Genomic DNA, 20,335 nt, shown 5'->3' on the forward strand with positions numbered 1-20,335 from the left:
CATGCGGGCGGAGGATCGACAATCTTCCTGAGGCTGACCGGTCACAGCCCAGGAGCCGATGGCCCACAAGTTCTGCACGGTCGCATATCCCTCGGCGGTCGTCGCCGCCGCCGTCACCTTCATCGGGTTGGGTGCCCTCACGGGCCACTGGTGGGGGGGCCACGTCGCGGTCGGCGCCCTAGCGTTCTGGGTGGTCGCCTGCGCCAGCTCGAACCTGCTCCCGGCCCCGGTGACCAGCGACGTCGAGGTGACCATGGCGGGACCGGTGGACATCGCCGTCGCCTACCTGTTCCCCGCCCCGCTGGCGGCTGCGGTGGTGCTGGTGGGATCGTTCACCGAGTGGGAGCTGCGCCGGGAGGTGCACCTGTCCCACGCCGCCTTCAACCGGGCGCAGCTGGCCCTGGCCACCGCGTGCGCCGCCAGCTTCCTGCACGTCAAGGCCCTCGGCCCCTGGGGCGTGGTCCTGGCGATCGTCGGCTACAACGCCCTGAATGTGGTGCTGGTGGCCGCCGCGCAGTGCTTCTGGTACGACACGCCGCTCAGCCAGACGCTGCACCGCATCGTCTCGCCCTGGCCCAGCTTCCTGGGGAGCTACCTGGTGCTGGGCTTCCTCGGCATCATCTTCGCCAAGGTCTACGCCATGCTGGGCTGGTGGGCGGTGGCCCCCTTCCTGGTCCCGCTCCTCTTCGCCCGCTACGCCCTGCGCCATTCCAAGCAGCTCGAGCAGTCCGAGCGGGAACGGGCCGAGCTGGCCAACCGGGTGATCGACGAGCGCGAGCGGGAGCGGGCGCGCATCGCCGGCGACATGCACGACCTGGTGCTGCAGCGCCTGGCCGCGGTCCAGATCCAGGCGGACAACATCAGCTCGGCCATAAAGACCGGCCACCTGGACCAGGCGGGCGTCATCGCCGGCACCGTCAAGGAGCAGGTGGCGGGCGCGATCGGTGACATCCGCACCGCCATCGCCGACCTCCGGCGCAGCGCCCTGGATGGGGCCGACCTCCCCGCCACCCTCGAGCGCTACGCCCGGGCCTTCCAGGCGGAGACCGCCATCGATGTGCGCCTGGACGTCGCCACCGTCCAGCCCGGCGAGATCCCCCTCGCCGTGGCAATGCTGCTGTACGAGTGCACCCAGGAGGCGATGACCAATGTCGTGCGCCATGCCGAGGCCTCCCATGTCGACGTCCACCTCCGCCGCCTGGGAGACTCCGTAGAACTACGGGTGCGCGACGACGGCCGGGGGCCGCCGGGCAACGGCAGCAGCGGGCTGCACCTGGGCCTGACCCTCACCAAGGACAAGGTGGCTCTGGTGGGCGGCGGTGCCTGGTTCGAGGGATGCGAGGAGGGAGGAGCGCAGGTGGTGGTCCGGATCCCAGTACGGAGCAGTGAATAGCGCCATGATGCCCGCCCCCGACGCCCCGCCCCCGGTGCGGATCCTCATCGCCGAGGACCACACCGTGCTGGCGCAGGCGCTCGCCACCATGCTGTCGTTCGACTCCGCATTCAGCGTGGTCGGCACCGTCCCCTCGGGCGACGAGGCGATCGCCCACTGCGTCGAGCTGCGCCCCGACGTGGTCCTGATGGACTACAAGCTCCGGGGGTTGAACGGCATCGAGGCGACCCGGGAGATCGCCCGCCTGGCGCCCGGGACCCGGGTGCTCATCCTGTCGATGTTCGACAACCAGGAGACGGTGATCGCCGCGGTGGCGGCCGGGGCAGCGGGATTCCTGCCGAAGAACGTCGACCGGGAGGAACTCGTCCGGGCGATCCACGCAGTGGCGGCGGGCAAGGGATTCCTGCATCCCGAGGTGACCATGCCGTTCCTGCAGCGGATCGGAGCGCTGGCCAAGAAGGCCGACTCGCGCCAGGGCCTGACCGACCGGGAGCAGGTGGTCCTCCAGGAGCTGGCCCTGGGCAAGACCACCAAGGAGATCGCCGGCACGCTGGTGGTCTCCGAGGAGACGGTGAAGACCCACCTGACCCACATCTACCAGAAGCTGGGGGTGACCGACCGGGTGCAGGCTGTGGCCCGGGCTCTCCGCCAGGGGATGGTCCGGTAACGGGGCCGTAGACTTGCCTCTGATGATCGGTACGGTCCTTAGCCTTCTCCCTTAATGGTTAATACCGCCCACCCCCAGGCGAATTCCTTTCCTGACCGCCGACCCGTGCGGCGAGCCGCGCTCGCCTCCCTGGCGGCAGCAACCGGTCTGGTGATCGTCAAGCTGGCCGCCGCCGCCGCCAGCGGCAGCCTGGCGCTGCTCTCGGTCGCGGCCGACTCCGGACTCGACGCCATGGTCACCGGGCTGACGCTCTTCGCGGTCTCGGTGGCGGCCCGCCCGCCGGACGCCGACCACCCCTACGGCCACGGCAAGGCGGAGAACGTCGCCGCCATGGTGGAGGCCGTCGCCCTGCTGCTGCTGTCGGTCGGCATCGCCCGGGAAGCCATCCTGCGGCTCACCCGCCCGGCGCCTCCCGTCGACGCCGCCTGGTACACCTTCGCGGTCATGGGGCTGGCGATCCTGGTCGACCTGACGCGGTCGCAGGGCCTCGCCCGGGCGGGCCGCAGGCACAACAGCCCCGCCCTCCTGGCCGACGCCGTGCACTTCCGGGCCGACCTGCTCACCTCGGTCGTGGTCCTCGCCGGCCTGCTGGCCGTGCGCCTGGGCCATCCCGGGGCGGACGCCGCCGGCGGCTTCCTCATCGCTGCCTACGTGGGCTTCTCCAGCGTCCGGCTGGGCAAGCGCAGCATCGATGCCCTCATGGACCGGACCCCGGCGGGGGCGGTCGGGCGGATCCGGCGGGCGGCGGAGACCATCGAGGGCGTGGAGGAGGTTCGCCGGGTCCGGGTGCGCTACGCCGGGGGCCAGCCCCAGACCGACATCGTGGTCGGGGTGTCGCGGACCCTCCCTCTGGAGGTGGCGCACACCCTCACCGAGGAGGTGGAGGACGCGGTGCGCTCGGTGGAGCCGGGGGCCGACGTCATCGTCCACGTCGAGCCGCTGGCGGACGAGACGGTGGTAGCCGAGCAGGTCCTGTCGATCGCCGGCCGCCACCCCGACGTGCACCAGGTGCACAACGTCTTCGTGGCCCACCACGACGACGGGCTGCACATCGCCCTGCACGCCAAGTTCCCGTCCACGATGGCTCTGGCCGAGGCGCACGCCCTCGCCGAGGCACTGGAGGCCGATATCGCCGGGGAGGTCGGCGCACTGCAGCGCGTCGCCCGGGTGGACACCCACCTGGAGCCCCTGGAGGATCCGGCGGCCCCGGGCGTGGATGTCACCGCCGCACAAGCCGAGCTGGTGGCCTCGGTCACCGCGGTGGCCGAGGCGCAGCCGCAGGTGCGCAACTGCCATGAGGTGGTGGTGACCAACTCCCGAGATGCCCTGTCGGTGCTGATGCACTGCGAGGCGGCTGCCGGGCTCCCGGTCAGCGAGGTCCACGACGCGGCCACCGCCATCGAGGGCGAAGTGCACCGGCGCTGGCCCGCGGTCGAGCGGGTGACGGTGCACTTCGAGCCACTTGAGGATTAAAGCGGACGACTGAGAGCCCCCGGCTCAGCCCTGCCCGCAGACCGTCATCCCGTAGGCGTTGAACGCCTCGTCGGCGGCATTGCTCAGCTGCTGGGTCTGGGCGTCGAGCTGCGATGCCTGCGCCGTGTTGCCCGCCTGGATGGCATCGACCTCGCGCTGCGCCGAGGCTACGAAGGTGTCCACCTTGGCGAAGTCCGCCTGCAGCGAGGCCCGGTCGGCGGGCGGCTCGGGCAGCGCCCGGAGCTTGGCCACGGCGCTCTGGGCGATGGCGATTGCCTGGCGGAGGTCCTGCAGGATCTGGGCCTCGGTGGTGGGTGCCGGCAGGGCGCTCTGCTCGGCGTTCCTGGTGGCGCAGATGGCGTTGGCCTGGACCAGGAATGCCGGTCTGCTCAGCGTGGACGTCGGCACAGGGCCCGCGGACTCCGTGGGCGGCCCGCTGTCGGACGGCGCCAGCACGGCCGAGGGGGACTCGGAGAGCTGCGGGACCGACCCGGTCGGCTCCGGGCCGAGCGCCGCCTTCGGGGAGCACCCGGCCCCGCAGAGCGCCAGCGCCACCAGGAGCCCGGCCGCCGCCCGGCGCCGGTTCATGCCTTCAGGTACCCCGCCAGCGCCCCGGGCGCCATCTCCGCCTGGGTGCGGGTGGCGAGATCCCGCACCGCCACCACCCCACGGTCGCGCTCCCGGGGCCCCTGGATGACGGCGAAGGGGATCGCCCGGGACGAGGCGTAGCCCAGCTGCTCGCCCATGCGGTCATCGCCCAGGTACACCTCGGCGGGGATGCCCATCGCACGCAGGTCGGCGGCGAGGACCATCGAGGACACCCGGGCACCGGCGTCCCACACGGTGACCAGCACCCGGGCGGGGGAGGTCACCGCCCCGGGCTCGGCTGCCACCAGCAGGAGGATCCGCTCGATGCCCAGCGAGCCGCCCACCGCCGGGATCTGCCGCCCGGCGAACATGCCCACCAGCCCGTCGTACCGGCCCCCCGATGCGATGGCCGAGGGGAAGCCTTCGACATAGGTCTCGAAGATCGGGCCGGTGTAGTAGGCCAGCCCCCGGGCCAGGTGCGGGCTGAACACGGTCCGGCCAGGCAGGGCCTCGGCGATGGCGTCCACCTCGGCCAGGCCCTCCCGGCCCACTGCCGACCGTTCGGCCACCACACGGCGGACCTCACCCACATCCCGGGCGGCGTCGGTGAGGGCCGCCGCGGCAGCCTGGTCCAGGCCCCGCTCGGCCACCAGCTCGGCGCCCACCCCGTCCCAGCCCACCTTGTCTACTTTGTCCAGAGCGGTGAGGACACCGGCCTCCAGGCCAGACGCAATCCCGAACGCCTCCATCAGCCCCTGCAGCACCTTGCGGGAGTTGAGGCGCACCTCGAAGCCGGTAAGGCCCACCGCCGCCAGGGCGTCGGTCACCACCTGGATCACCTCGGCGTCCGCCAGGCCGAAGGAAGGGCCGACGACGTCGATGTCGCACTGGCGGAACTCCCGGAACCGCCCCCGGCCCGGGCGGTCGGCGCGCCACACCGGGGCGATGTGGTAGCGCTTGAAGATCTTCCCCAGCTTGTCGCCGTACTCCGCCACCACCCGGGCCAGGGGCACCGTCAGGTCGTAGCGCAGGGCGAGGTCGGGGTCCTCGCCCGCCCGGGCGCCCCGCTGGGCCACCTTGAAGATGAGGCGGTCGCCCTCCTCGCCGTACTTGCCCTGCAGGATCTCCAGGCGCTCCAGCGCGGGGGTCTCCAGCGGGGCGAAGCCGTAGGACTCGAAGACCCGCTGCACGGCCGACAGGACCCTGGCGCGGGCCTGGACCTCGCCGGGGAGGAAGTCCCGCATCCCCGACGGCGGCTTGGTATTGGGCTGCTCCACCTGCTTCTGCGGGCGCCGGTCAGGCGCCCAGCTGGGCAACGGTGGCGAGGTCACCCAACCGGGAGAGCTCCAGGCGCAGGCGCTGCCCGCCCCGGGGCAGCCCGTCGAAACCCCGCCAGAGCAGGGTGAGCAGGTGGGAGACCACCGCGGAGCGCTCCAGTGAGCCATTGTCCAGCCACCACGACACCACGGACTCGACGCCCCCCAGCAGCACGTGGGCGTACACCGGCGCCCCCTCGGTAGGCAGGCCGGCCTCGGCCAGCACGGCCCCGATGGAGTCCGCCAGGCCCCGGGCGATCGAGGTGCGCACCTCGCGCAGGCGGTCGACGATGCCGGCGTCCAGCTCCGGCGTGGTCTCGGCGAGGAGGTGGAAGGCCTCCGGGTTCTCCTGGGCGAAGCGGAGGTAGGCGTCGATGCCCCGCCGGAGGCCCTCCAGCGGAAGGTCCGTGGAGTTCATCGCTTCCGACAGCTTTCCCAGCAGGCGGGAGAGGTGTTCGTCGAGCACCTCCATGTAGATCTCCGCCTTCCCGCCCGGGAAGTGCCGGTAGAGCATCGGTTTCGTCACGCCCGCCCGGCGGACAATCTCTTCGACTTCCGTTTTCCGGTAGCCCTTTTCGCCAAAGACCTCCCGGGCGGCCTCCAATAGGCGCCGCCGGCGTTCGTCCCGGGAAAGGCGTGATCTCATCGGCATGAAAGTTACCTCAGGTAACCCGTAACACTTCGCCATGTGGCGTGTCATAGCTAGTAATGGACAAACTTCAGGTGAAGGTGCAGCGCGTCCCGGCGAAGGTGCAGCTGGCCGCCCAGTGGAGCGAGACGGCGTTTCGAGAAGTCTACTCCCGCTACATCCGCCCCGTGAATGCCTACATCCTTCGTCGCGTGCGCAACCACCACGACGCCGAGGACCTCACGGCGCAGGTGTTCGTGCAGGCCCTGGACCACCTGGACCCGGCCAAGGACGGTGACGAAGTCGCCTCGTGGCTGTTCACCTCCGCCCGCAATGCCACCGCCAACCACGCCCGCAGGCGCCGGTACGTGGTCTCGGTCGAGGAGATCCCCGAGGCGGCGGACGAGTCCGAGGACCCGGGCGAGATCGTGCTGGACGAGGAGATGCTCGAGCGGGTGCTGGACGCCATCGCCGAGCTGCCTGAGGAGCGCCGCCGGGCCCTCGTCCTGCGCTTCGTCGAGCAGCTCCCCCACGCCGAGATCGCCGAGGTGCTGGGTCGCACCGAGACCTCGGCCCGCGTGCTGCTGCACCGCACCATCGCCCACCTGCGCAAGGAGGTCTCGTAATGGCCCCCACCAAGCCGGTGGCTGACCTCGTCTTCGACCAGGACGCCGGGCACCCGGGGCGCCTCGTCGGCTGGATGTTCCCCGGGCAGGGCTCGCAGCGCCCGGGGATGGCCGCCGGCCTGGATGCCTGCGGCGACCTGTTCGCCGCCGCCAAGGAGCTGCTCGAGGCCGACCTCGCCCGCCTGTGCACCGCCGTCCCCAATCCCGGCTGGCCGGGAGATCTCCTGCAGCCCGCCCTGTACTCCACGGCAGTCGGTGCCCTGCGGGCGCTGTCCAGCCGGGGGGCCTGCCCGGACGCCGTGGTGGGCCACAGCCTGGGCGAGTACGCCGCCCTGACCGCCGCCGGGGCGCTCAGCTTCGAGGATGGGCTGGCTCTGGTGTTCCTGCGGGGCAAGGGCATGCTCTCCGCCGCCCAGATCAACCCGGGCGGCATGGCTGCGGTCATCGGGCTCGACGGGGCCGCCATCGAGGCCCTCTGCGCCGGCATCGACGGGGTGTGGGTGGCCAACCGCAACAGCCCCGGCCAGACGGTGATCTCCGGGCTCGACGCCCCGCTCGCCCAGGCCGCCGAGGCCTGCCGGGAGGCGGGCGCCCGCCGGGTGGTGCGCCTCGACGTTCCCATCGCCGGCCACTGCCCGCTGATGGCGTCGGCGGCGGCCGAGCTGGAGGAGGCCCTCGCCACCGTGGAGCTGCATGAGCCGGTCTGCCCTTTCTACTCGGGGGTCGACGCCCGGCCGCACACCGACCCGGCCGAGATCAAGGCGCTGCTGGTGCAGGCGATGACCTCGCCGGTGCGCTTCTCCGAGACCCTCCGGGCGATGCAGGACGCCGGCATCGGGGCCCTGGTCGAGGTGGGCCCCGCCCGGGTGCTCTGCGGCCTGGCCAAGCAGTCGGTTCCCCAGATGTCCACCACCTCGGTCGGCAGCGACGCCGATGCCGAGTCCTACGTTGCATCCACTGGCGACCCCGTGACCGCCGGAAACGAGCCGGGAGAGAGGGTGACCGTCGATGATTGAAGAGCTTGATCTGCGAGACACCGATGACCTGCGGATCGAGTGGTTCGATCCGTCGCTGGACAGCATGGGCGAGGGACTCCAGGTGGAGGAGCGCCTGGTGCTGTCGCCCTGCGAGGGTGCCCTCCGCGACCGGGGGGCGGCCATTGGCGAGTACGTCTGCCCGGGTGACGTCGTCGCCCAGGTGGCCGGCACCGACGGCCGCCTCGTTCCCGTCCACTCCCCCTTCGCCGGCTGGGTGATGGGCTTCCTGGTCCCCTATGGCTCCCCCGTCCGCAGGCGCGAACCCGTGCTGTGGCTCCGGAGGCTGTAACAGTGGAGCCGAAGGCGGAGCGCCAGGATTAGGGATGCAGATCTCATTACGGAGCCTGGGCAAGGCAGTACCTGACCGAGTTGTCCCCAACGCAGAGATTGCCGAGCGCCTAGGCGTCGATCCCGACTGGATCGAATCCCGGACCGGAATCCGGGAACGGCGCTACGTCGGTCCGGGCGAGTCCACCGCCACCCTGGGCACCGCCGCCGCCCGCCAAGCGATCGAGCGCGCCGGCCTGACGCCCCAGGACATCGGCGCCGTGGTCGTGGGGACGTGCACCCCGGAGCACCAGTTCCCCTCCACGGCGTGCGTCATCGCCCGCAACCTGGGCATGACCACCGCGCCCGCCTTCGACCTGTCGGCGGCATGCTCGGGATTCGTCTACTCCCTGGCGGTGGGCGGCTCGCTCATCACCTCGCTCGGTGTCCGCCGGGTGCTGGTGATCGGCGCCGACGCCCTCTCCAAGTGCCTGAACCTGGACGACCCGGTGACCGCCCCCCTGTTCGGCGATGGTGCCGGTGCGGCGGTGATCGAGCGGGACGACGACGCCGAGCCGATGCGCTTCCAGCTGGGCGCCGACGGGGCGGGCGGCGAGCAGGTCTTCATCACCGCGGGCGGCAACTACATGCCGCCCACGCCCGAGGTCCTGGAGCAGCACCTCAACTGCATGACCATGCACGGGCGTGAGGTCTACCGCTCAGCAGTGCGCACGATGACCGCCCTGGGGGCCGAGATGGGGGCCGGAGGCTTCGAGCTGCTCATCGCCCACCAGGCCAACCGCCGGATCCTGGCCGACTGCGCCGAGGCGCTGCACCTGGACATGGCCAAGGTCTACATGAACATCGACCGCTACGGGAACACCTCGGGCGCCTCGATCCCCGTCGCCATGTGCGAGGCGTGGGAGGCCGGCCTGCTCTCCCCGGGCGACCGGGTGCTGCTGCTGGCCTTCGGCGGCGGCTACACCTGGGGCGGGGCGATGATCCGTTGGACCCTGGGCCCGCCCCCCGACCTGGACACCGCGGCGGCCGCCGGCGAAGCCGACGAGCTGATGGCCGCGGTGGTGCCCCAGTGAGCCTCACCGGCCGGGTCGGCTTCGTCACCGGCGCCAGCCGGGGCATCGGCCGGGCCAGTGCCCGGGCGCTCGCCGATGCGGGCGTCCGCGTCGCGGTCGGCTACCACCAGGACAAGGACGGGGCGGCCGAGACCGCCGCCGCGTGCGGCCACGACGCCGTTGCCGTCCACATCGACATCACCAGCCCGGACAGCGTGGGCGACGCCTTCGGCGAGGTCGAGCGCTCACTCGGCCCGGTCGAGGTGCTGGTCAACAATGCCGGCGTGCGCCGCGACGGCCTGGTGATGCGGATGAAGGACGCCGACTGGGACGACATCCTCGCCGGCAACCTGACCGGCGCCTTCCTGTGCACCCGGCGGGCACTGCCCGGCATGCTCAAAGCCAAATGGGGGCGCATCGTGTCGATCGGCTCGGTGGCCGGATCGGTGGGCAACGCCGGGCAGGCCAACTACGCCGCGGCCAAGGCGGGCATCGTAGGCTTCAGCAAGTCGGTGGCCCGGGAGGTCGCCCGGCACGGGATCACCGCCAACGTGGTGGTGCCCGGCCTGGTGGACACCGCCATGACGCTCACCATGACCCCGGCGCAGCGCGAGCGGCTGGTGGAGCGCATCCCGATGGGCCGGGTGGGGACCCCGGAGGAGGTGGCCGAGGCGGTGGTGTTCTGCGCCCGTTCCTCATACATGACCGGGTGCGAGATCACCATCGACGGGGGGCTCACCTAAAGCGGGGGCTTTTTCAGAGGGGTGTGGTAGGAATTGCCGGTACATAAACGTAAAGAAGGGAAGGGGAGGCTACGCCATGGCTGAGACGGTGGACAACAACAAAGAGATCCTGGACGCGCTGCGGGAGGTGCTGGTCGACCGGCTGAAGGTCGAGCCCGAGGCGGTGACCCCGGAAGCCAACCTGTTCGACGACCTCGGCCTGGACTCGATCGACCTCATGAGCGCGGTCATGGCCATCGAGGAGCGCTTCGAGATCGAGGTCTCCGACGCCGAGCTGGAGAACGTGACCACCGTGGGCGAGGCAGTGGACCTTCTCGGCGGGAAGGTAGCCGCGGGTGCCTGAGAGGCGCCGCATCGCCGTCACCGGCATCGGGGCGGTCACACCGGTTGGGACCGGGGTCGAGGACTTCTGGACCGCGATCGCCGCCGGGCACTCCGGCGCCGGCCCGATCACCCGCTTCGACGCCAGTGGCTTCAAGTCCCGGGTCGCCTGCGAGGTCAAGGACTTCGACATCCTGACCTACCTGCCCGCCGCCCGGGCCCGGCGCCTGGACCGCTTCGCCCAGTTCGCCTACGCCTCGGCGGTCATGGCCCTGGAGGACGCCGGCATGAAGCCGACCGACCCCGACCCGGCCCGGGTGGGCATCGTGATCGGCAGCGGCATCGGGGGCATCAGCCTCTGGGAGGAGGAGCACACCCAGATGCTGAAGCGGGGGCCGCGCTTCGTGAGCCCGTCGCTGATCGCCATGATGATCCCCAACGCCGCCTCCGGATCGCTCGCCATCGAGCTGGGCTTCACCGGCCCCAACGAGTGCACCGTGACCGCGTGCGCCTCCAGTGGCCACGCCCTGGCGCGGGCGATGGAGTACATCCGCACCGGCGCCGCCGACGTGGTGCTGGCCGGCGGGGCCGAGGCCTGCATCTCGCCGATGTCGGTGGCGTCGTTCTGCGCCGCCCGTGCCCTCACCACCCGCAACGACGACCCGGAGCACGCCTCCCGGCCGTTCGAGGCCGGGCGGGACGGGTTCGTCATCGGGGAAGCGGGCTGCGTGCTGGTGCTGGAGTCGCTCGAGCACGCCAAGGCCCGGGGGGCGCGGGTCCTCGCCGAGGCCATCGGCTACGGCCTGTCCTCCGACGCCTACCACATGGTGGCACCCCACCCAGACGGGGCGGGGGCGTGCGCCGCGATGACCGCCGCCCTGGCGGACGCCCAGCTGGCCCCGGGCGAAGTGGGCTACATCAACGCCCACGCCACCTCCACCACCCTGGGCGACGCCTCCGAGGCGAAGGCCATCCGGAAAGTGTTCGGTAGCTCCTCTCCCCCGTCGTCGGCCACCAAGTCGATGACCGGGCACCTGCTGGGCGCCGCCGGGGCCACCGAGGCTGCCCTCTGCGTGCTGGCGATGAACCGGGGAGTCCTGCCGCCCACCATCAACTACGACGAGGCCGATCCGGAGTGCGACGTGGACGTGGTGCCCAACGAGGCCCGGCCCGCCCACGTCGAGGTGGCCATGTCGAACTCATTCGGCTTCGGCGGCCACAATGTGTCGATCCTGCTGAGCCGTCCCTAGACCTTCTGGGTCCACGGCGGAGCCGATGCCGGAGGCGGCCGCGTGGTGGTGTCGGTGGGCGGCTGTGGACCTCGTCTGGATGTGCCTCGCCTCGGCCCAGGGCAGGACCCGGTGACCCACGTCGGCGTCGACATCGTCTCGGTGGCCCGCCTCGAGGCCGCGCTCGCCCGTTCCGCCCGCCTCGCCGACCGCCTGTTCACCGCCCGCGAGCAGCGCTACGCCGCCGGCCGACCGCACCCGATGGAGTCCCTGGCCGTCCGCTTCGCCGCCAAGGAGGCCACGTTCAAGGCACTCGGGCGGGGGTGGCCCCGGCTCTCCTGGCTGGAGGTCGAGGTGGTGAAGGGCGCCACCGGGCGCCCCGAGCTGGCCCTGCACGGGCGGGCTGCAGCGCTGGCCGGCGATGCCCACCTGTCGGTGTCGCTCGCCCACGACGGCGGCCTGGCCATCGCGACGGTGATCGTCGATGCCTGAGGCATCGAGGCCGGAGCTCGGCGGCCGGGTGGCCCTGGTCACCGGCGCCTCGCGCGGGATCGGCGCAGCCACCGCCCGGGCGCTGGATGCCGCAGGGGCGCGGGTGGCCCTCACCGCCCGGGACCGGCCGGCACTGCAGGCGGTGGCGGACACGCTGGGGCGCGAACACCTGGTCATCGCCGGCGACCTCGCCGACCCCGATGCACCCCCGGCCATCGCCGCCGAGGCCGAGGCCCACTTCGGCCGGGTCGACATCCTGGTCAACAACGCCGGGACGGCCGCCCGGCTGCCGACCACCGACACCGACGCGGCGCTCATCGACCGGCTTTACGTCGTGAACGTCCGCGCCCCCCTGCTCCTGATCCGGGCGCTGATCCCAGGGATGCGGGAGCGCAGGACGGGCTCGATCGTCAATCTCTCGTCGGTGTCCGGCGTCGTCGGGACGCCGCGCCGGGCGGCCTACGCCGCCACCAAGGGCGCCATCGATGCGCTCACCCGCTCGCTGGCCGTCGAGTTGGGCCCCGACGGGATCCGGGTGAACGCCGTCGCCCCCGGAGTGGTCGACACCGACCTGTGGGCCCGCAACAAGGCGCTCCGGGAGGTGGTCGAGCGCATCAACGAGCAGACGCCCCTCCGGCGGTGGGCCCAGCCCGGCGACATCGCCGATGTCATCGTCTTCCTCGCCTCGGACGCCGCCCGGTTCATCACCGGCGAGACCATCTCCGCCGACGGCGGCATGGCCCACACCCTGGACCTGTTCCCGGGCGCGGTCTAGCGGGTCTAGACGGAGCGCCGGTACCGGTTCACCGACAGGGGCACGAAGACGACCAGGATCCCGATCGCCCAGGCCAGCGTCGTCGCCAGGTGGTAGGTCGAGTTCGGCCAGCCCTCCAGCAGGGCGCGCAGGGAGTCCACCGTCACGCTGACCGGGTTGATCTTGGCCCACCCCTGCAGCCACCCCGGGAGCGCCTGCAGCGGGACGAAGGCGGTGCTGGCGAACACGAGCGGGAAGAGCCACACGAAGCTGGCCGCCTGGGCCGACTCCACGTCCCGCACCGCCAGGCCGATGAGGGCCGAGATCCACGAGAAGCACAGGCCGAAGAGGATCGCCAGGATGATGCCGACCAGGGCGCCGAACACGTTGGCGTGCAGCCGGAAGCCCACCAGGTAGCCGACGATGGCCATCAGCACCACCACGAAGGCGTTGCGCACCGTATCGGACAGCGTCCGGCCCGCCAGCACGGCGGAACGCGCCATCGGCAGCGAGCGGAACCGGTCGATCATGCCCTTGGACAGGTCCTCGGCCAGCCCGACCCCGGTCTGGGTGGAACCGAAGATCACCGTCTGGACGAAGATGCCCGGCATCAGGTAGTCGACGTAGGGATACGGGTGGAAGCTGGGGGTGCCGAACACCCCGGAGCCGAAGCCCCGGGCGGGGACGATGGCGGAGCCGAAGACGTAGCGGAACAGCAGCACGAACATCACGGGCTGGATCGTCGAGAAGACGATGAGCGTGGGCACCCGGGCGTAGCGGATCAGGTTGCGCTTGGTGACCGCCAGGATGTCGGTGACGGTGTGGCCGAGGGTTCCCCCCTGCACCACCGGCGGGCCGCTGGCAGGTGCCACGACTGCTGGTGCATCCATGCGGGCTACCTCCCTCTCCCCCGGCCGCGCCTGCCCTTCGCCTGCCCGTTGGCCTGCCCGTTGGCCTCGCCGTTTGCCTCGGCGGCGTGCCCGGTCAGGGCCATGAACACGTCGTCCAGGGTGGGCCGCCGCATGGCGAGGTCGGTGAACGTCACCCCGGCGCCGTCCAGGCGGCGGACCGTCTCCGCCAGGAGTGCGGGGCCTTCCTGCCCTGCCGGGATGGAGATCCGGTGGGTGAGTTCGTCCACCTGGGCCGCCCCCACCCCCAGCCCGGACAGATGCTCCACCGCGGTGGGCAGCGAGCCGGGATCGGCGATCAGTACCTCGACCACCTCGCCGCCCACCCGGCTCTTCAGCTCGTCCGCGGTGCCCTCGGCGATCACCCGGCCGCCATCGATCACGGCGATCTGGTCGGAGAGCACGTCGGCCTCCTCCAGGTACTGCGTGGTGAGCAGCAGGGTGGTCTCGCCCTTGACCAGGTCGCGGATGACATCCCACAGGCCCATGCGCCCCCGGGGATCAAGCCCGGTGGTCGGCTCGTCGAGGAACAGGACCTGGGGGCGCGCCACGAGGCTGGCGCCCAGGTCGAGCCGGCGGCGCATGCCACCGGAGTAGGTCTTCGCCGGGCGGTCGGCAGCGTCGGTGAGGTCGAAGAGCTCCAGCAGTTGATCCGCCCGCTCCCGGGCGGCCGCCTTGCCCAGGTGGTAGAGCTGGCCCACCAGCTCGAGGTTCTCCCGCCCGGTCAGGTGCTCGTCGACCGCGGCGTACTGCCCGGTCAGCCCGATGACCGAGCGCAGGGTGGCGGCGTCCTTCACCACGTCGTAGCCGGCCACCGTCGCCCGGCCCCCATCCGGCGGCAGGAGCGTGGTCAGGATGCGCACCGCCGTGGTCTTGCCCGCCCCATTGGGGCCCAGCAGCCCGAACACCGTCCCGCGCGGCACCTCGATCGACACCCCGTCGAGGGCGTGCACGTCGCCGAAAGACTTCTTCAGGTCCTCGACGACGATTGCTGCATCCGCCATCCCCGCTCCTCCCCCGCAGGCATCGGCGCCATGGATCAGGCACCGGGCTGGATCCCTACCGGATGCTGGTCTTCAAGCAGGCGGCAAACTGGGTGATCATCGAGCCCGCCACGTCGGCGATCATGCCCCGCCCGAACTGGGCGACCTGGCCGGACATGTTGATGTCCTGGTGCAGCTTGACATGGGTGGAGCCGCCCTGGTCGGTGATGGTCACCACGACGTCGGCGCTGGCGATGCCCTTGCCCTTCTCCTCGCTGCCGTTGGCCTTCATCACGATGCGGCCGTTGTCGTTGTCCATCTCCACGATGTTGACCGTGCCGGAGAACGTCAGGTCCAGGGGGCCGAGCTTGATCTTCATCTTGCCCTTGTACGTCTGGGCGTCGACGATCTGGGTCAGCTGGGCGCCCGGCAGGCACTTGGCTACCTTGTCGACGTCGAGCAGGTATGTCATCACCTTGTCGGCCGGAGCCGGGACGGTGAATTCGTTGTCGATGATCATGCCCATCGCTTCAGTCCTCTCGGTCGGGCTGCGATGCCACGCAGCAAGGCTTTCCCGGGCCTGGCCGGGATCAGGAGTGAGTTCGTGGAGCTGAGGCGACTCGAACGCCCGGCCTCCTGCATGCCATGCAGGCGCTCTACCAGCTGAGCTACAGCCCCGCGAGCCACCCACCTTAGCACCGGATCGCCCAATCCAGCAGCCAGCCAGATGCGCCCGTTACCCGCCGGGGCTCTCCGGCGGTCCGGGAGTAGGCGCCCCACCTTGCTCCCCACCATGCCGCCCGTCGGGGGCCTCAGCCCGCGGCCCGCCGGGTGCGCCACCGGCCTCGCGGGGCGGCCTGCGGCCCTCGCCCCGGCCCTCACTGCGGCCCTCATCGTTGGTCTCACCTCGGGGCTCACCTCGGGGCTCACCGTGGCCCGGAGCCCGGGGTGGCCGCCGTGCCGGGCCCCGGCTGGGGCCCGTCCTCGGCCGGCGCGGGCTCCCGTCCCCGCCCCCGGTTCCGGACGCCGTCCGGCCGTGTGCTGCGGCCTCGGAATCCCCATCCGAGCCGTGCATATCGGCGTCGGGAGCGTCCCCGCCGCCGGCCCCGGTTTCAGGCCCTCCCTCGTCCCCGCCTTCGGGCGAGGCTCCGGTCCCGGCGGTGCGGGAACGGCCCCGGCGCCGGCGGCGCAAGCGCGTCCGCCGGGCGGGCCCCGCCCCCGTGGCGCCGTCGGTGGCACCCTCCTCGTCGCCCTCCGCGCCCACCTCGGCAGCGCCTTCCGCGGCGTCGCCCGGTTGGCCTTCGGCCTCCCCGGGCGCGGCCACCCGGCGCCGGGCCCGGGCCGGCTCCTCCTGGGCAACCCGCACAATGATCCGGTACTCCTGCGGCGTCGCCGGGTACCCGTACTCCTCCCGCATGGCGTCGATGATCTCCTCGAGGATGGAGCCGTCCGGCGGCAGCGTCTGGAGTGCCCTCGGCTCCCGGCGGGTCATCTGCTCCAGCACTGACAGCTCCCGTGCCGGGCGGGCCGACCCCGACCCCGAACCCGACCCTGAGCGCCGCCGCCGGCGCCGTCCGGTCCGGCGGGTGCCGTCCGCCCCGCCGGCGGACCCTGCCGTTGTGGCGCCGCCCTCCCGCTCCGTGGCTCGCGGGCGGCGGCCTTCGGCCGGGGATCCGGCCTCTCCCTCGCCCGATCCCGCCGGTGCTGCCCCGGCCGGCCGGCCCTGGCCGCCGCGGCGCCGGCGCCGTCCCCGGCTCACGCGCTCTCGCCCGCCGCTTCGCCCCCGACGTTGTCGAGTTCCGGGGCGATGTTCGGGGCATCCCGCCACAGGCGTTCCAGCTCGTAGTACTCGCGCTCTTCGGCATGGAAGACGTGGACGACGAAGTCCAGGTAGTCGAGCAGCACCCAGCGCAGCTGGTGGACGCCCTCCCGCCGGTAGGGGCGGACGCCCTCGGCGGCCAGCCGGCGCTCGACCTCTTCGAGGATGGTCTGCACCTGGCGTTCATTGCGGCCCGAGCAGATGACGAAGTAGTCGGTGATGGCGATGAGCGCCTGGACATCGAGGATCACGATGTCGGAGGCGAGCTTGTCCGAAGCGGCGCGGGCGGCGATCTGCGCGCGCTGGAGAGAGTCGTTCACCGGGCCAGGGTAGCTCACGGTGCCTCCTTGTCCTCGTCGTTGGCGTCATCGGAGCCCCGGTAGAGGCCCCGCTCGTCGATGAACGCCGCCACCTCGGGCGGCACGAGGTACTGGATCGGGCGGCCCTCCCGGACCCGGCGCCGGATGTCGGTCGACGAGATCGCCAAGGCGGGGATCTCGATCACCCGGACCCGGTCGCCAAAACGCTCCAGCTCCAGCCGCCCCAGGTCGTAGCCCGGCCTACTGGCGGCGATGAACGAGGCGGCGTCCAGCACGGCATCGGGGTCCTTCCAGGTCAGGATCTCCAGCACGGCGTCGGCCCCGGTGATGAAGAACAGGTCGGCGGCCTCGCCGTGGAAGTCGGCCAGGGCGCTCAGCGTCTCCCGGGTGTACGTGGGCCCCGGGCGGTCCACCTCGATGCGGGATACCGAGAAGTGCGGGTTGCCGGCGGTGGCCAGCATCGTGAGCAGGTAGCGGTCTTCGGCGCCGGTGACCGCCCGCTTCTGCCAGGGCGAGCCCGCCGGGACGAAGATCACCTCGTCGAGATTGAACTGCCACCGGGCCTCCTCGGCGCACACCAGGTGGCCGATGTGGATCGGGTCGAAGGTGCCGCCCATGATCCCCAGCCGGCGCGGGCGCGGCGCGCTCACAGGATGAGCCGCGGGAGCGGGCCGGTGTCGTCGAGCGCGGGGTCGAACGGGCCATCCCCGCCCCCGCGCCCTCCCGGGGTGCCGCCGGGACCTCCGGGCGGCCCCACACCATCCGGATCGACGCCCGACACCAGCGACATGATCAGACGGTAGATCTCGTCCGGCCTCGGGATGGAGGTCAGCTCCCGGAGCCCGTTCTGGCTGCCCCCGGGCGAATCGAGGGCCAGCTGCCCGTAGCCGAACATGCGGCCAAAGAACGAGCGGTTGAAATCCGTGTGCGTCACCTTGGACAGCGGGATGGCCCGGACCCGGCGGTTGAAGACCCCCTCCACCAGCAGCACGCGCTCGTTGGTGATCACGTAGCGCGCCTGCCACCACGCCCAGGTCCTGAAGGCCAGGATCCCCGCCCCGGCGAGCACGATCCAGCCGCCGATGACCCCCAGGTGCCAGCTAGGCGCTTTGGAGGAGAGCACCCCAGCGCCGATGCCGAGGCCCAGTGCCAGCAGCCAGATCCCGACGGCGGACTCCAGCACCACGGTGTGCCGGCGGAGGATGTAGATCACCCGCTCGCCGTGGGCGAGGTACCGCTCCACCGCCGCGTGGGGCGATGGCCGTGGCCCACGTCCGTGGTGCATCAGAACACTTGGTTGAAGAACTTCGTCAGCGACTCGGCTGCCGACTTGAGCCCGTCCCAGAGGTTCTTGAGTCCCCCGTGGACCGAGTGGCCGGCGGTCGAGGGGCTGTGGAGTATCCAGAAGATGATGAAGAACGCCAGCAGGATCCACAGAATCTTCTTGATCACCGTGCATCCCCGATCTTGGCGCCGTCGTGGGTCCGGTGGGCCTTCTCCCCGAACCTACCGAGAGCTGACTATCCCGACTCTCAATTCTTTACAATACGTCACAATAAAATGCTGGCGGAAGCGATCGTAGGATTTCCCCGCGATGAAAGCGATGAAAGTTGGCCGGCGCGCGCCCCGCGCCCTGCTCGCCGACGCCGTTCACTCCGCCGTGGCCCTGGTGGCCCTGGTAGCTCTGGTGGCCCTGGTGGGCTGCGCCGGCTCCCGGTCGCCGGGCACCAACCCCGCCTCCGCCGGGCCGTCGCCCCTGCCCTCCCCCACAACGGTGGCCAACCCGGCCCAGCAGCTCCCCCTCGGCCGCCTGAGCATCGGCACCGGGAACCGCACCAAGCTGGCCCTCTCGGTGCAGATCGCCGCCACCGACCAGGCCCAGGAGGTGGGGCTGATGAACGTCACCTCGATGCCCGCAGCCGACGGCATGGCCTTCACCTGGACCACGGCCACCGACACCCCGTTCTGGATGCAGGACACGCTGATCCCGCTGGACATCGTGTTCTGGGACGCCGCCGGCAGGGTGGTGACGGTGCTGACCATGGTGCCGTGCACCGCCAACCCGTGCCACCTGTACTACTCGACGGCTTCCTACGTGGGGGCGGTGGAGATGAACGCCGGGCTGGCCAACCAGTACGGCGTCGCTGAGGGCGACACGGTCAAGCTCGACCGGTAGCCCCGCCTCAGTACCCGGAGTTGGTCGAAGCTCTACCCCAGGTGCCAGGGGAAGGGCGCCACCAGCTCCTTGGCCCGTTCCGGGCCCCAGCTGCCGGCGAAGTAGGGCTCGGGACGCAGGCGCTCGAGCACCGGCTCGACGATCTCCCAGCCCCGCTCGATCTCGTCCGCCCGCATGAACAGCGTGTGGTCCTCCACCATCACGTCGTGCAGCAGCCGTTCGTAGGCCTCGGCGCCGGCAGTGGTGAAGCTCTCCTGGTAGTCGAAGTCCATCTGCACCGGGCCCACCCGCATGTCCGGTCCCGGCACCTTGGCGTCGAAGGTGAGCGAGATGCCCTCGTTGGGCTGGATCCTGAGGCACAGGTTGTTGGGCCCGGGCCGGTCCAGCCCGGACTCCTCGAACATGAGGTGCGGGGCGGCGGCGAACGAGATGGTCACCTGGGTGGCCCGCCGGGGCAGGCGCTTGCCGGTCCGCACCACCACCGGGACCCCCGCCCAGCGCCAGTTGTCGATCCGCAGGCGCATGGCGACGAAGGTCTCGGTGGTCGAGCCGGGCATCACCTCGGCCTCCTCCTGGTAGCCGGGGACCAGCACGCCGTTCACCACCCCGGCCACGTACTGGCCGCGCACCACATCGCGTTCCTTGCGACGCACCGGCTGCACCGACTGCAGCAGCTTCACCTTCTCGTTGCGGATGGACTCGGCGTCGAAGCGCACCGGGGGCTCCATGGTCACAAACGCCAGCAGCTGCATGATGTGGTTCTGCACGATGTCGCGCAGTGCCCCCGCCTCCTCGTAGAACTTGCCCCGGCTCTCGATGCCGATGTCCTCGGCGACGTCGATCTGCACCTGGCGCACGTAGCTCCGGTTCCAGATGGGCTCGAACATGCCGTTGGCGAAGCGGAAGACCAGGATGTTCTGCACGGTCTCCTTGCCCAGGTAGTGGTCGATCCGGAAGATCTGTTCCTCCTCGAACACCTTGTGGAGGAGCCGGTTCAGCTCCCGGGCGGACTCCAGGTCCCGCCCGAAGGGCTTCTCCATGACCACCTTGGCACCCCGGTTGAGTCCCTCCTCGCCCAGGCGCTCGGCGATGAGGGGGAACAGCGAGGGCTGCGTGGCGCAGTAGTAGGTGCACCGGCCCTCGCCGCCGATCTGGGCGTCGATCCCCTGCAGGATCCCCGCCAGGTGGTGCAGCGACCCCGGGCCGGCGATCTCCCCCTGGATGTAGGTGATCCGCCGGGCGAAGTCCTCCCAATGCGAGGAATCCATCCCGGTTCGGCTGTACTTGGCCACTTGCGTGGCCAGCTGGTCACGAAACTCCTCCGACGACATGTCCGAGCGGGCGTAGCCCACCACGGCATAGTGCTCGGGCAGCAGCCCGTCGGCGAACAGGTTGTAGAGCGCGGGCACCAGTTTGCGGCCGGTCAGGTCGCCGGTGGCGCCGAAGATGACGATCGTTTGGTTCGCTGGTGCACTCAGTGTCATGTGGTGTCTCTCATTGGTGACTCCTGTGGCGCCCTGGG

25 protein-coding genes and 1 tRNA gene are annotated in these 20,335 nt (G+C 71.3%); 13 read left to right on the top strand and 13 right to left on the bottom strand.

Annotation, left to right across the window (positions count from 1 at the left end):
• The first annotated feature begins 58 nt into the window (after positions 1 to 58).
• The 3 genes from VFW71_06610 to VFW71_06620 all read left to right on the top strand — a co-directional run bounded on the left by VFW71_06610 (position 59) and on the right by VFW71_06620 (position 3,533).
• The gene (locus VFW71_06610; GenBank protein ID HEU5002434.1) at positions 59 to 1,393 is read left to right on the top strand and encodes an ATP-binding protein; all 1,335 of its coding nucleotides are present in this window, start codon (positions 59 to 61) and stop codon (positions 1,391 to 1,393) included.
• Between the two features lie 4 nt (positions 1,394 to 1,397).
• The gene (locus tag VFW71_06615; protein HEU5002435.1) at positions 1,398 to 2,060 is read left to right on the top strand and encodes a response regulator transcription factor; all 663 of its coding nucleotides are present in this window, start codon (positions 1,398 to 1,400) and stop codon (positions 2,058 to 2,060) included.
• Positions 2,061 to 2,165: 105 nt separating this feature from the next.
• On the top strand, positions 2,166 to 3,533 hold the full coding sequence (locus VFW71_06620) for a cation diffusion facilitator family transporter (protein HEU5002436.1): 1,368 nt from the start codon (positions 2,166 to 2,168) through the stop codon (positions 3,531 to 3,533).
• A gap of 24 nt (positions 3,534 to 3,557) precedes the next feature.
• Here the strand turns inward: VFW71_06620 and VFW71_06625 are convergent, their stop codons facing one another.
• The 3 genes from VFW71_06625 to VFW71_06635 are packed head-to-tail and all read right to left on the bottom strand — an operon-like array spanning position 3,558 to position 6,083.
• Positions 3,558 to 4,121 carry a hypothetical protein gene (locus VFW71_06625; GenBank protein HEU5002437.1) on the bottom strand — a complete coding sequence of 188 codons (564 nt, stop codon included), beginning with the start codon at positions 4,119 to 4,121 and terminating at the stop codon, positions 3,558 to 3,560.
• Positions 4,118 to 5,398 (bottom strand): histidine--tRNA ligase, encoded by a 1,281-nt coding sequence (hisS, locus tag VFW71_06630; protein HEU5002438.1) that lies wholly within the window; start codon positions 5,396 to 5,398, stop codon positions 4,118 to 4,120. Before hisS ends, VFW71_06625 begins: the two co-directional genes overlap by 4 nt.
• A gap of 19 nt (positions 5,399 to 5,417) precedes the next feature.
• Positions 5,418 to 6,083, bottom strand: a complete 666-nt coding sequence (locus tag VFW71_06635) for a TetR/AcrR family transcriptional regulator (protein HEU5002439.1) — start codon at positions 6,081 to 6,083, stop codon at positions 5,418 to 5,420.
• 62 nt (positions 6,084 to 6,145) lie between these two features.
• On the opposite strand from VFW71_06635, the gene VFW71_06640 reads away from it, so the two are divergent.
• The 9 genes from VFW71_06640 (at position 6,146) to VFW71_06680 (ending at position 12,628) form a co-directional block, all read left to right on the top strand.
• The gene (locus VFW71_06640) at positions 6,146 to 6,691 is read left to right on the top strand and encodes a sigma-70 family RNA polymerase sigma factor (GenBank protein HEU5002440.1); all 546 of its coding nucleotides are present in this window, start codon (positions 6,146 to 6,148) and stop codon (positions 6,689 to 6,691) included.
• Complete coding sequence (locus VFW71_06645) at positions 6,691 to 7,707, top strand: ACP S-malonyltransferase (protein HEU5002441.1); 1,017 nt, start codon at positions 6,691 to 6,693, stop codon at positions 7,705 to 7,707. The genes VFW71_06640 and VFW71_06645 overlap by 1 nt, the downstream gene beginning before the upstream one ends.
• Entirely contained in the window at positions 7,700 to 8,017 is a 318-nt protein-coding gene (locus VFW71_06650) for a hypothetical protein (protein ID HEU5002442.1), read from the top strand. The genes VFW71_06645 and VFW71_06650 overlap by 8 nt, the downstream gene beginning before the upstream one ends.
• A 34-nt stretch (positions 8,018 to 8,051) precedes the next feature.
• Complete coding sequence (locus VFW71_06655) at positions 8,052 to 9,089, top strand: beta-ketoacyl-ACP synthase III (GenBank protein ID HEU5002443.1); 1,038 nt, start codon at positions 8,052 to 8,054, stop codon at positions 9,087 to 9,089.
• Positions 9,086 to 9,811: a 3-oxoacyl-ACP reductase family protein gene (locus tag VFW71_06660; GenBank protein ID HEU5002444.1), complete on the top strand. Its 726-nt coding sequence runs from the start codon at positions 9,086 to 9,088 to the stop codon at positions 9,809 to 9,811. Before VFW71_06655 ends, VFW71_06660 begins: the two co-directional genes overlap by 4 nt.
• Before the next feature lie 76 nt (positions 9,812 to 9,887).
• A complete protein-coding gene (locus tag VFW71_06665) occupies positions 9,888 to 10,154 on the top strand; it encodes an acyl carrier protein (protein HEU5002445.1) in 267 nt (88 codons plus the stop codon).
• Positions 10,147 to 11,382: a beta-ketoacyl-ACP synthase II gene (gene fabF, locus VFW71_06670; protein ID HEU5002446.1), complete on the top strand. Its 1,236-nt coding sequence runs from the start codon at positions 10,147 to 10,149 to the stop codon at positions 11,380 to 11,382. Before VFW71_06665 ends, fabF begins: the two co-directional genes overlap by 8 nt.
• A gap of 111 nt (positions 11,383 to 11,493) precedes the next feature.
• Positions 11,494 to 11,853: a holo-ACP synthase gene (gene acpS / locus VFW71_06675; GenBank protein HEU5002447.1), complete on the top strand. Its 360-nt coding sequence runs from the start codon at positions 11,494 to 11,496 to the stop codon at positions 11,851 to 11,853.
• Positions 11,846 to 12,628, top strand: coding sequence for an SDR family NAD(P)-dependent oxidoreductase (locus VFW71_06680; GenBank protein ID HEU5002448.1), 783 nt, complete (start codon positions 11,846 to 11,848; stop codon positions 12,626 to 12,628). The genes acpS and VFW71_06680 overlap by 8 nt, the downstream gene beginning before the upstream one ends.
• A 5-nt stretch (positions 12,629 to 12,633) precedes the next feature.
• Here VFW71_06680 and VFW71_06685 read toward each other — a convergent pair whose 3' ends face one another.
• From VFW71_06685 to VFW71_06725, 9 genes are all read right to left on the bottom strand, one after another.
• A complete protein-coding gene (locus VFW71_06685) occupies positions 12,634 to 13,497 on the bottom strand; it encodes an ABC transporter permease (GenBank protein HEU5002449.1) in 864 nt (287 codons plus the stop codon).
• A gap of 5 nt (positions 13,498 to 13,502) precedes the next feature.
• Positions 13,503 to 14,519 (bottom strand): ATP-binding cassette domain-containing protein, encoded by a 1,017-nt coding sequence (locus tag VFW71_06690; GenBank protein ID HEU5002450.1) that lies wholly within the window; start codon positions 14,517 to 14,519, stop codon positions 13,503 to 13,505.
• 55 nt (positions 14,520 to 14,574) lie between these two features.
• Positions 14,575 to 15,024, bottom strand: a complete 450-nt coding sequence (locus tag VFW71_06695; protein HEU5002451.1) for an SRPBCC family protein — start codon at positions 15,022 to 15,024, stop codon at positions 14,575 to 14,577.
• Positions 15,025 to 15,103: 79 nt separating this feature from the next.
• Positions 15,104 to 15,176: transfer RNA gene (locus tag VFW71_06700), tRNA-Ala, on the bottom strand.
• 58 nt (positions 15,177 to 15,234) lie between these two features.
• Positions 15,235 to 16,257, bottom strand: coding sequence for a hypothetical protein (locus VFW71_06705; protein HEU5002452.1), 1,023 nt, complete (start codon positions 16,255 to 16,257; stop codon positions 15,235 to 15,237).
• Positions 16,254 to 16,637, bottom strand: coding sequence for a ribosome silencing factor (gene rsfS / locus VFW71_06710; protein HEU5002453.1), 384 nt, complete (start codon positions 16,635 to 16,637; stop codon positions 16,254 to 16,256). Before rsfS ends, VFW71_06705 begins: the two co-directional genes overlap by 4 nt.
• A 14-nt stretch (positions 16,638 to 16,651) precedes the next feature.
• A complete protein-coding gene (nadD, locus tag VFW71_06715; GenBank protein ID HEU5002454.1) occupies positions 16,652 to 17,287 on the bottom strand; it encodes a nicotinate-nucleotide adenylyltransferase in 636 nt (211 codons plus the stop codon).
• A complete protein-coding gene (locus VFW71_06720) occupies positions 17,284 to 17,922 on the bottom strand; it encodes a PH domain-containing protein (GenBank protein ID HEU5002455.1) in 639 nt (212 codons plus the stop codon). The genes nadD and VFW71_06720 overlap by 4 nt, the downstream gene beginning before the upstream one ends.
• A complete protein-coding gene (locus VFW71_06725; protein ID HEU5002456.1) occupies positions 17,922 to 18,089 on the bottom strand; it encodes a hypothetical protein in 168 nt (55 codons plus the stop codon). Before VFW71_06725 ends, VFW71_06720 begins: the two co-directional genes overlap by 1 nt.
• Before the next feature lie 142 nt (positions 18,090 to 18,231).
• Here VFW71_06725 and VFW71_06730 point away from each other — a divergent pair, with 142 nt between their 5' ends.
• Complete coding sequence (locus VFW71_06730; GenBank protein HEU5002457.1) at positions 18,232 to 18,813, top strand: DUF192 domain-containing protein; 582 nt, start codon at positions 18,232 to 18,234, stop codon at positions 18,811 to 18,813.
• A gap of 32 nt (positions 18,814 to 18,845) precedes the next feature.
• Here the strand turns inward: VFW71_06730 and zwf are convergent, their stop codons facing one another.
• Positions 18,846 to 20,297, bottom strand: coding sequence for a glucose-6-phosphate dehydrogenase (gene zwf / locus VFW71_06735; protein HEU5002458.1), 1,452 nt, complete (start codon positions 20,295 to 20,297; stop codon positions 18,846 to 18,848).
• Positions 20,298 to 20,335 lie beyond the last annotated feature (38 nt).

The sequence above is a fragment of the Actinomycetota bacterium genome, assembly GCA_035765775.1.
In the GTDB taxonomy this organism is placed as follows: Bacteria; Actinomycetota; CADDZG01; order JAHWKV01; family JAOPZY01; genus DASTWV01.

What these genes read in the sequence shown, in the direction of transcription:
- VFW71_06610 (HEU5002434.1), top strand. Translation starts at nt 59, where the DNA reads ATGGCCCACAAGTTCTGCACGGTCGCATATCCCTCGGCGGTCGTCGCC.
- VFW71_06615 (HEU5002435.1), top strand. Translation starts at nt 1,398, where the DNA reads ATGATGCCCGCCCCCGACGCCCCGCCCCCGGTGCGGATCCTCATCGCC.
- VFW71_06625 (HEU5002437.1), bottom strand. Translation starts at nt 4,121, where the DNA reads ATGAACCGGCGCCGGGCGGCGGCCGGGCTCCTGGTGGCGCTGGCGCTC.
- VFW71_06635 (HEU5002439.1), bottom strand. Translation starts at nt 6,083, where the DNA reads ATGAGATCACGCCTTTCCCGGGACGAACGCCGGCGGCGCCTATTGGAG.
- VFW71_06640 (HEU5002440.1), top strand. Translation starts at nt 6,146, where the DNA reads ATGGACAAACTTCAGGTGAAGGTGCAGCGCGTCCCGGCGAAGGTGCAG.
- VFW71_06645 (HEU5002441.1), top strand. Translation starts at nt 6,691, where the DNA reads ATGGCCCCCACCAAGCCGGTGGCTGACCTCGTCTTCGACCAGGACGCC.
- VFW71_06650 (HEU5002442.1), top strand. Translation starts at nt 7,700, where the DNA reads ATGATTGAAGAGCTTGATCTGCGAGACACCGATGACCTGCGGATCGAG.
- VFW71_06655 (HEU5002443.1), top strand. Translation starts at nt 8,052, where the DNA reads ATGCAGATCTCATTACGGAGCCTGGGCAAGGCAGTACCTGACCGAGTT.
- VFW71_06665 (HEU5002445.1), top strand. Translation starts at nt 9,888, where the DNA reads ATGGCTGAGACGGTGGACAACAACAAAGAGATCCTGGACGCGCTGCGG.
- VFW71_06680 (HEU5002448.1), top strand. Translation starts at nt 11,846, where the DNA reads ATGCCTGAGGCATCGAGGCCGGAGCTCGGCGGCCGGGTGGCCCTGGTC.
- VFW71_06685 (HEU5002449.1), bottom strand. Translation starts at nt 13,497, where the DNA reads ATGGATGCACCAGCAGTCGTGGCACCTGCCAGCGGCCCGCCGGTGGTG.
- VFW71_06690 (HEU5002450.1), bottom strand. Translation starts at nt 14,519, where the DNA reads ATGGCGGATGCAGCAATCGTCGTCGAGGACCTGAAGAAGTCTTTCGGC.
- VFW71_06695 (HEU5002451.1), bottom strand. Translation starts at nt 15,024, where the DNA reads ATGGGCATGATCATCGACAACGAATTCACCGTCCCGGCTCCGGCCGAC.
- VFW71_06720 (HEU5002455.1), bottom strand. Translation starts at nt 17,922, where the DNA reads ATGCACCACGGACGTGGGCCACGGCCATCGCCCCACGCGGCGGTGGAG.
- VFW71_06730 (HEU5002457.1), top strand. Translation starts at nt 18,232, where the DNA reads ATGAAAGCGATGAAAGTTGGCCGGCGCGCGCCCCGCGCCCTGCTCGCC.
- zwf (HEU5002458.1), bottom strand. Translation starts at nt 20,297, where the DNA reads ATGACACTGAGTGCACCAGCGAACCAAACGATCGTCATCTTCGGCGCC.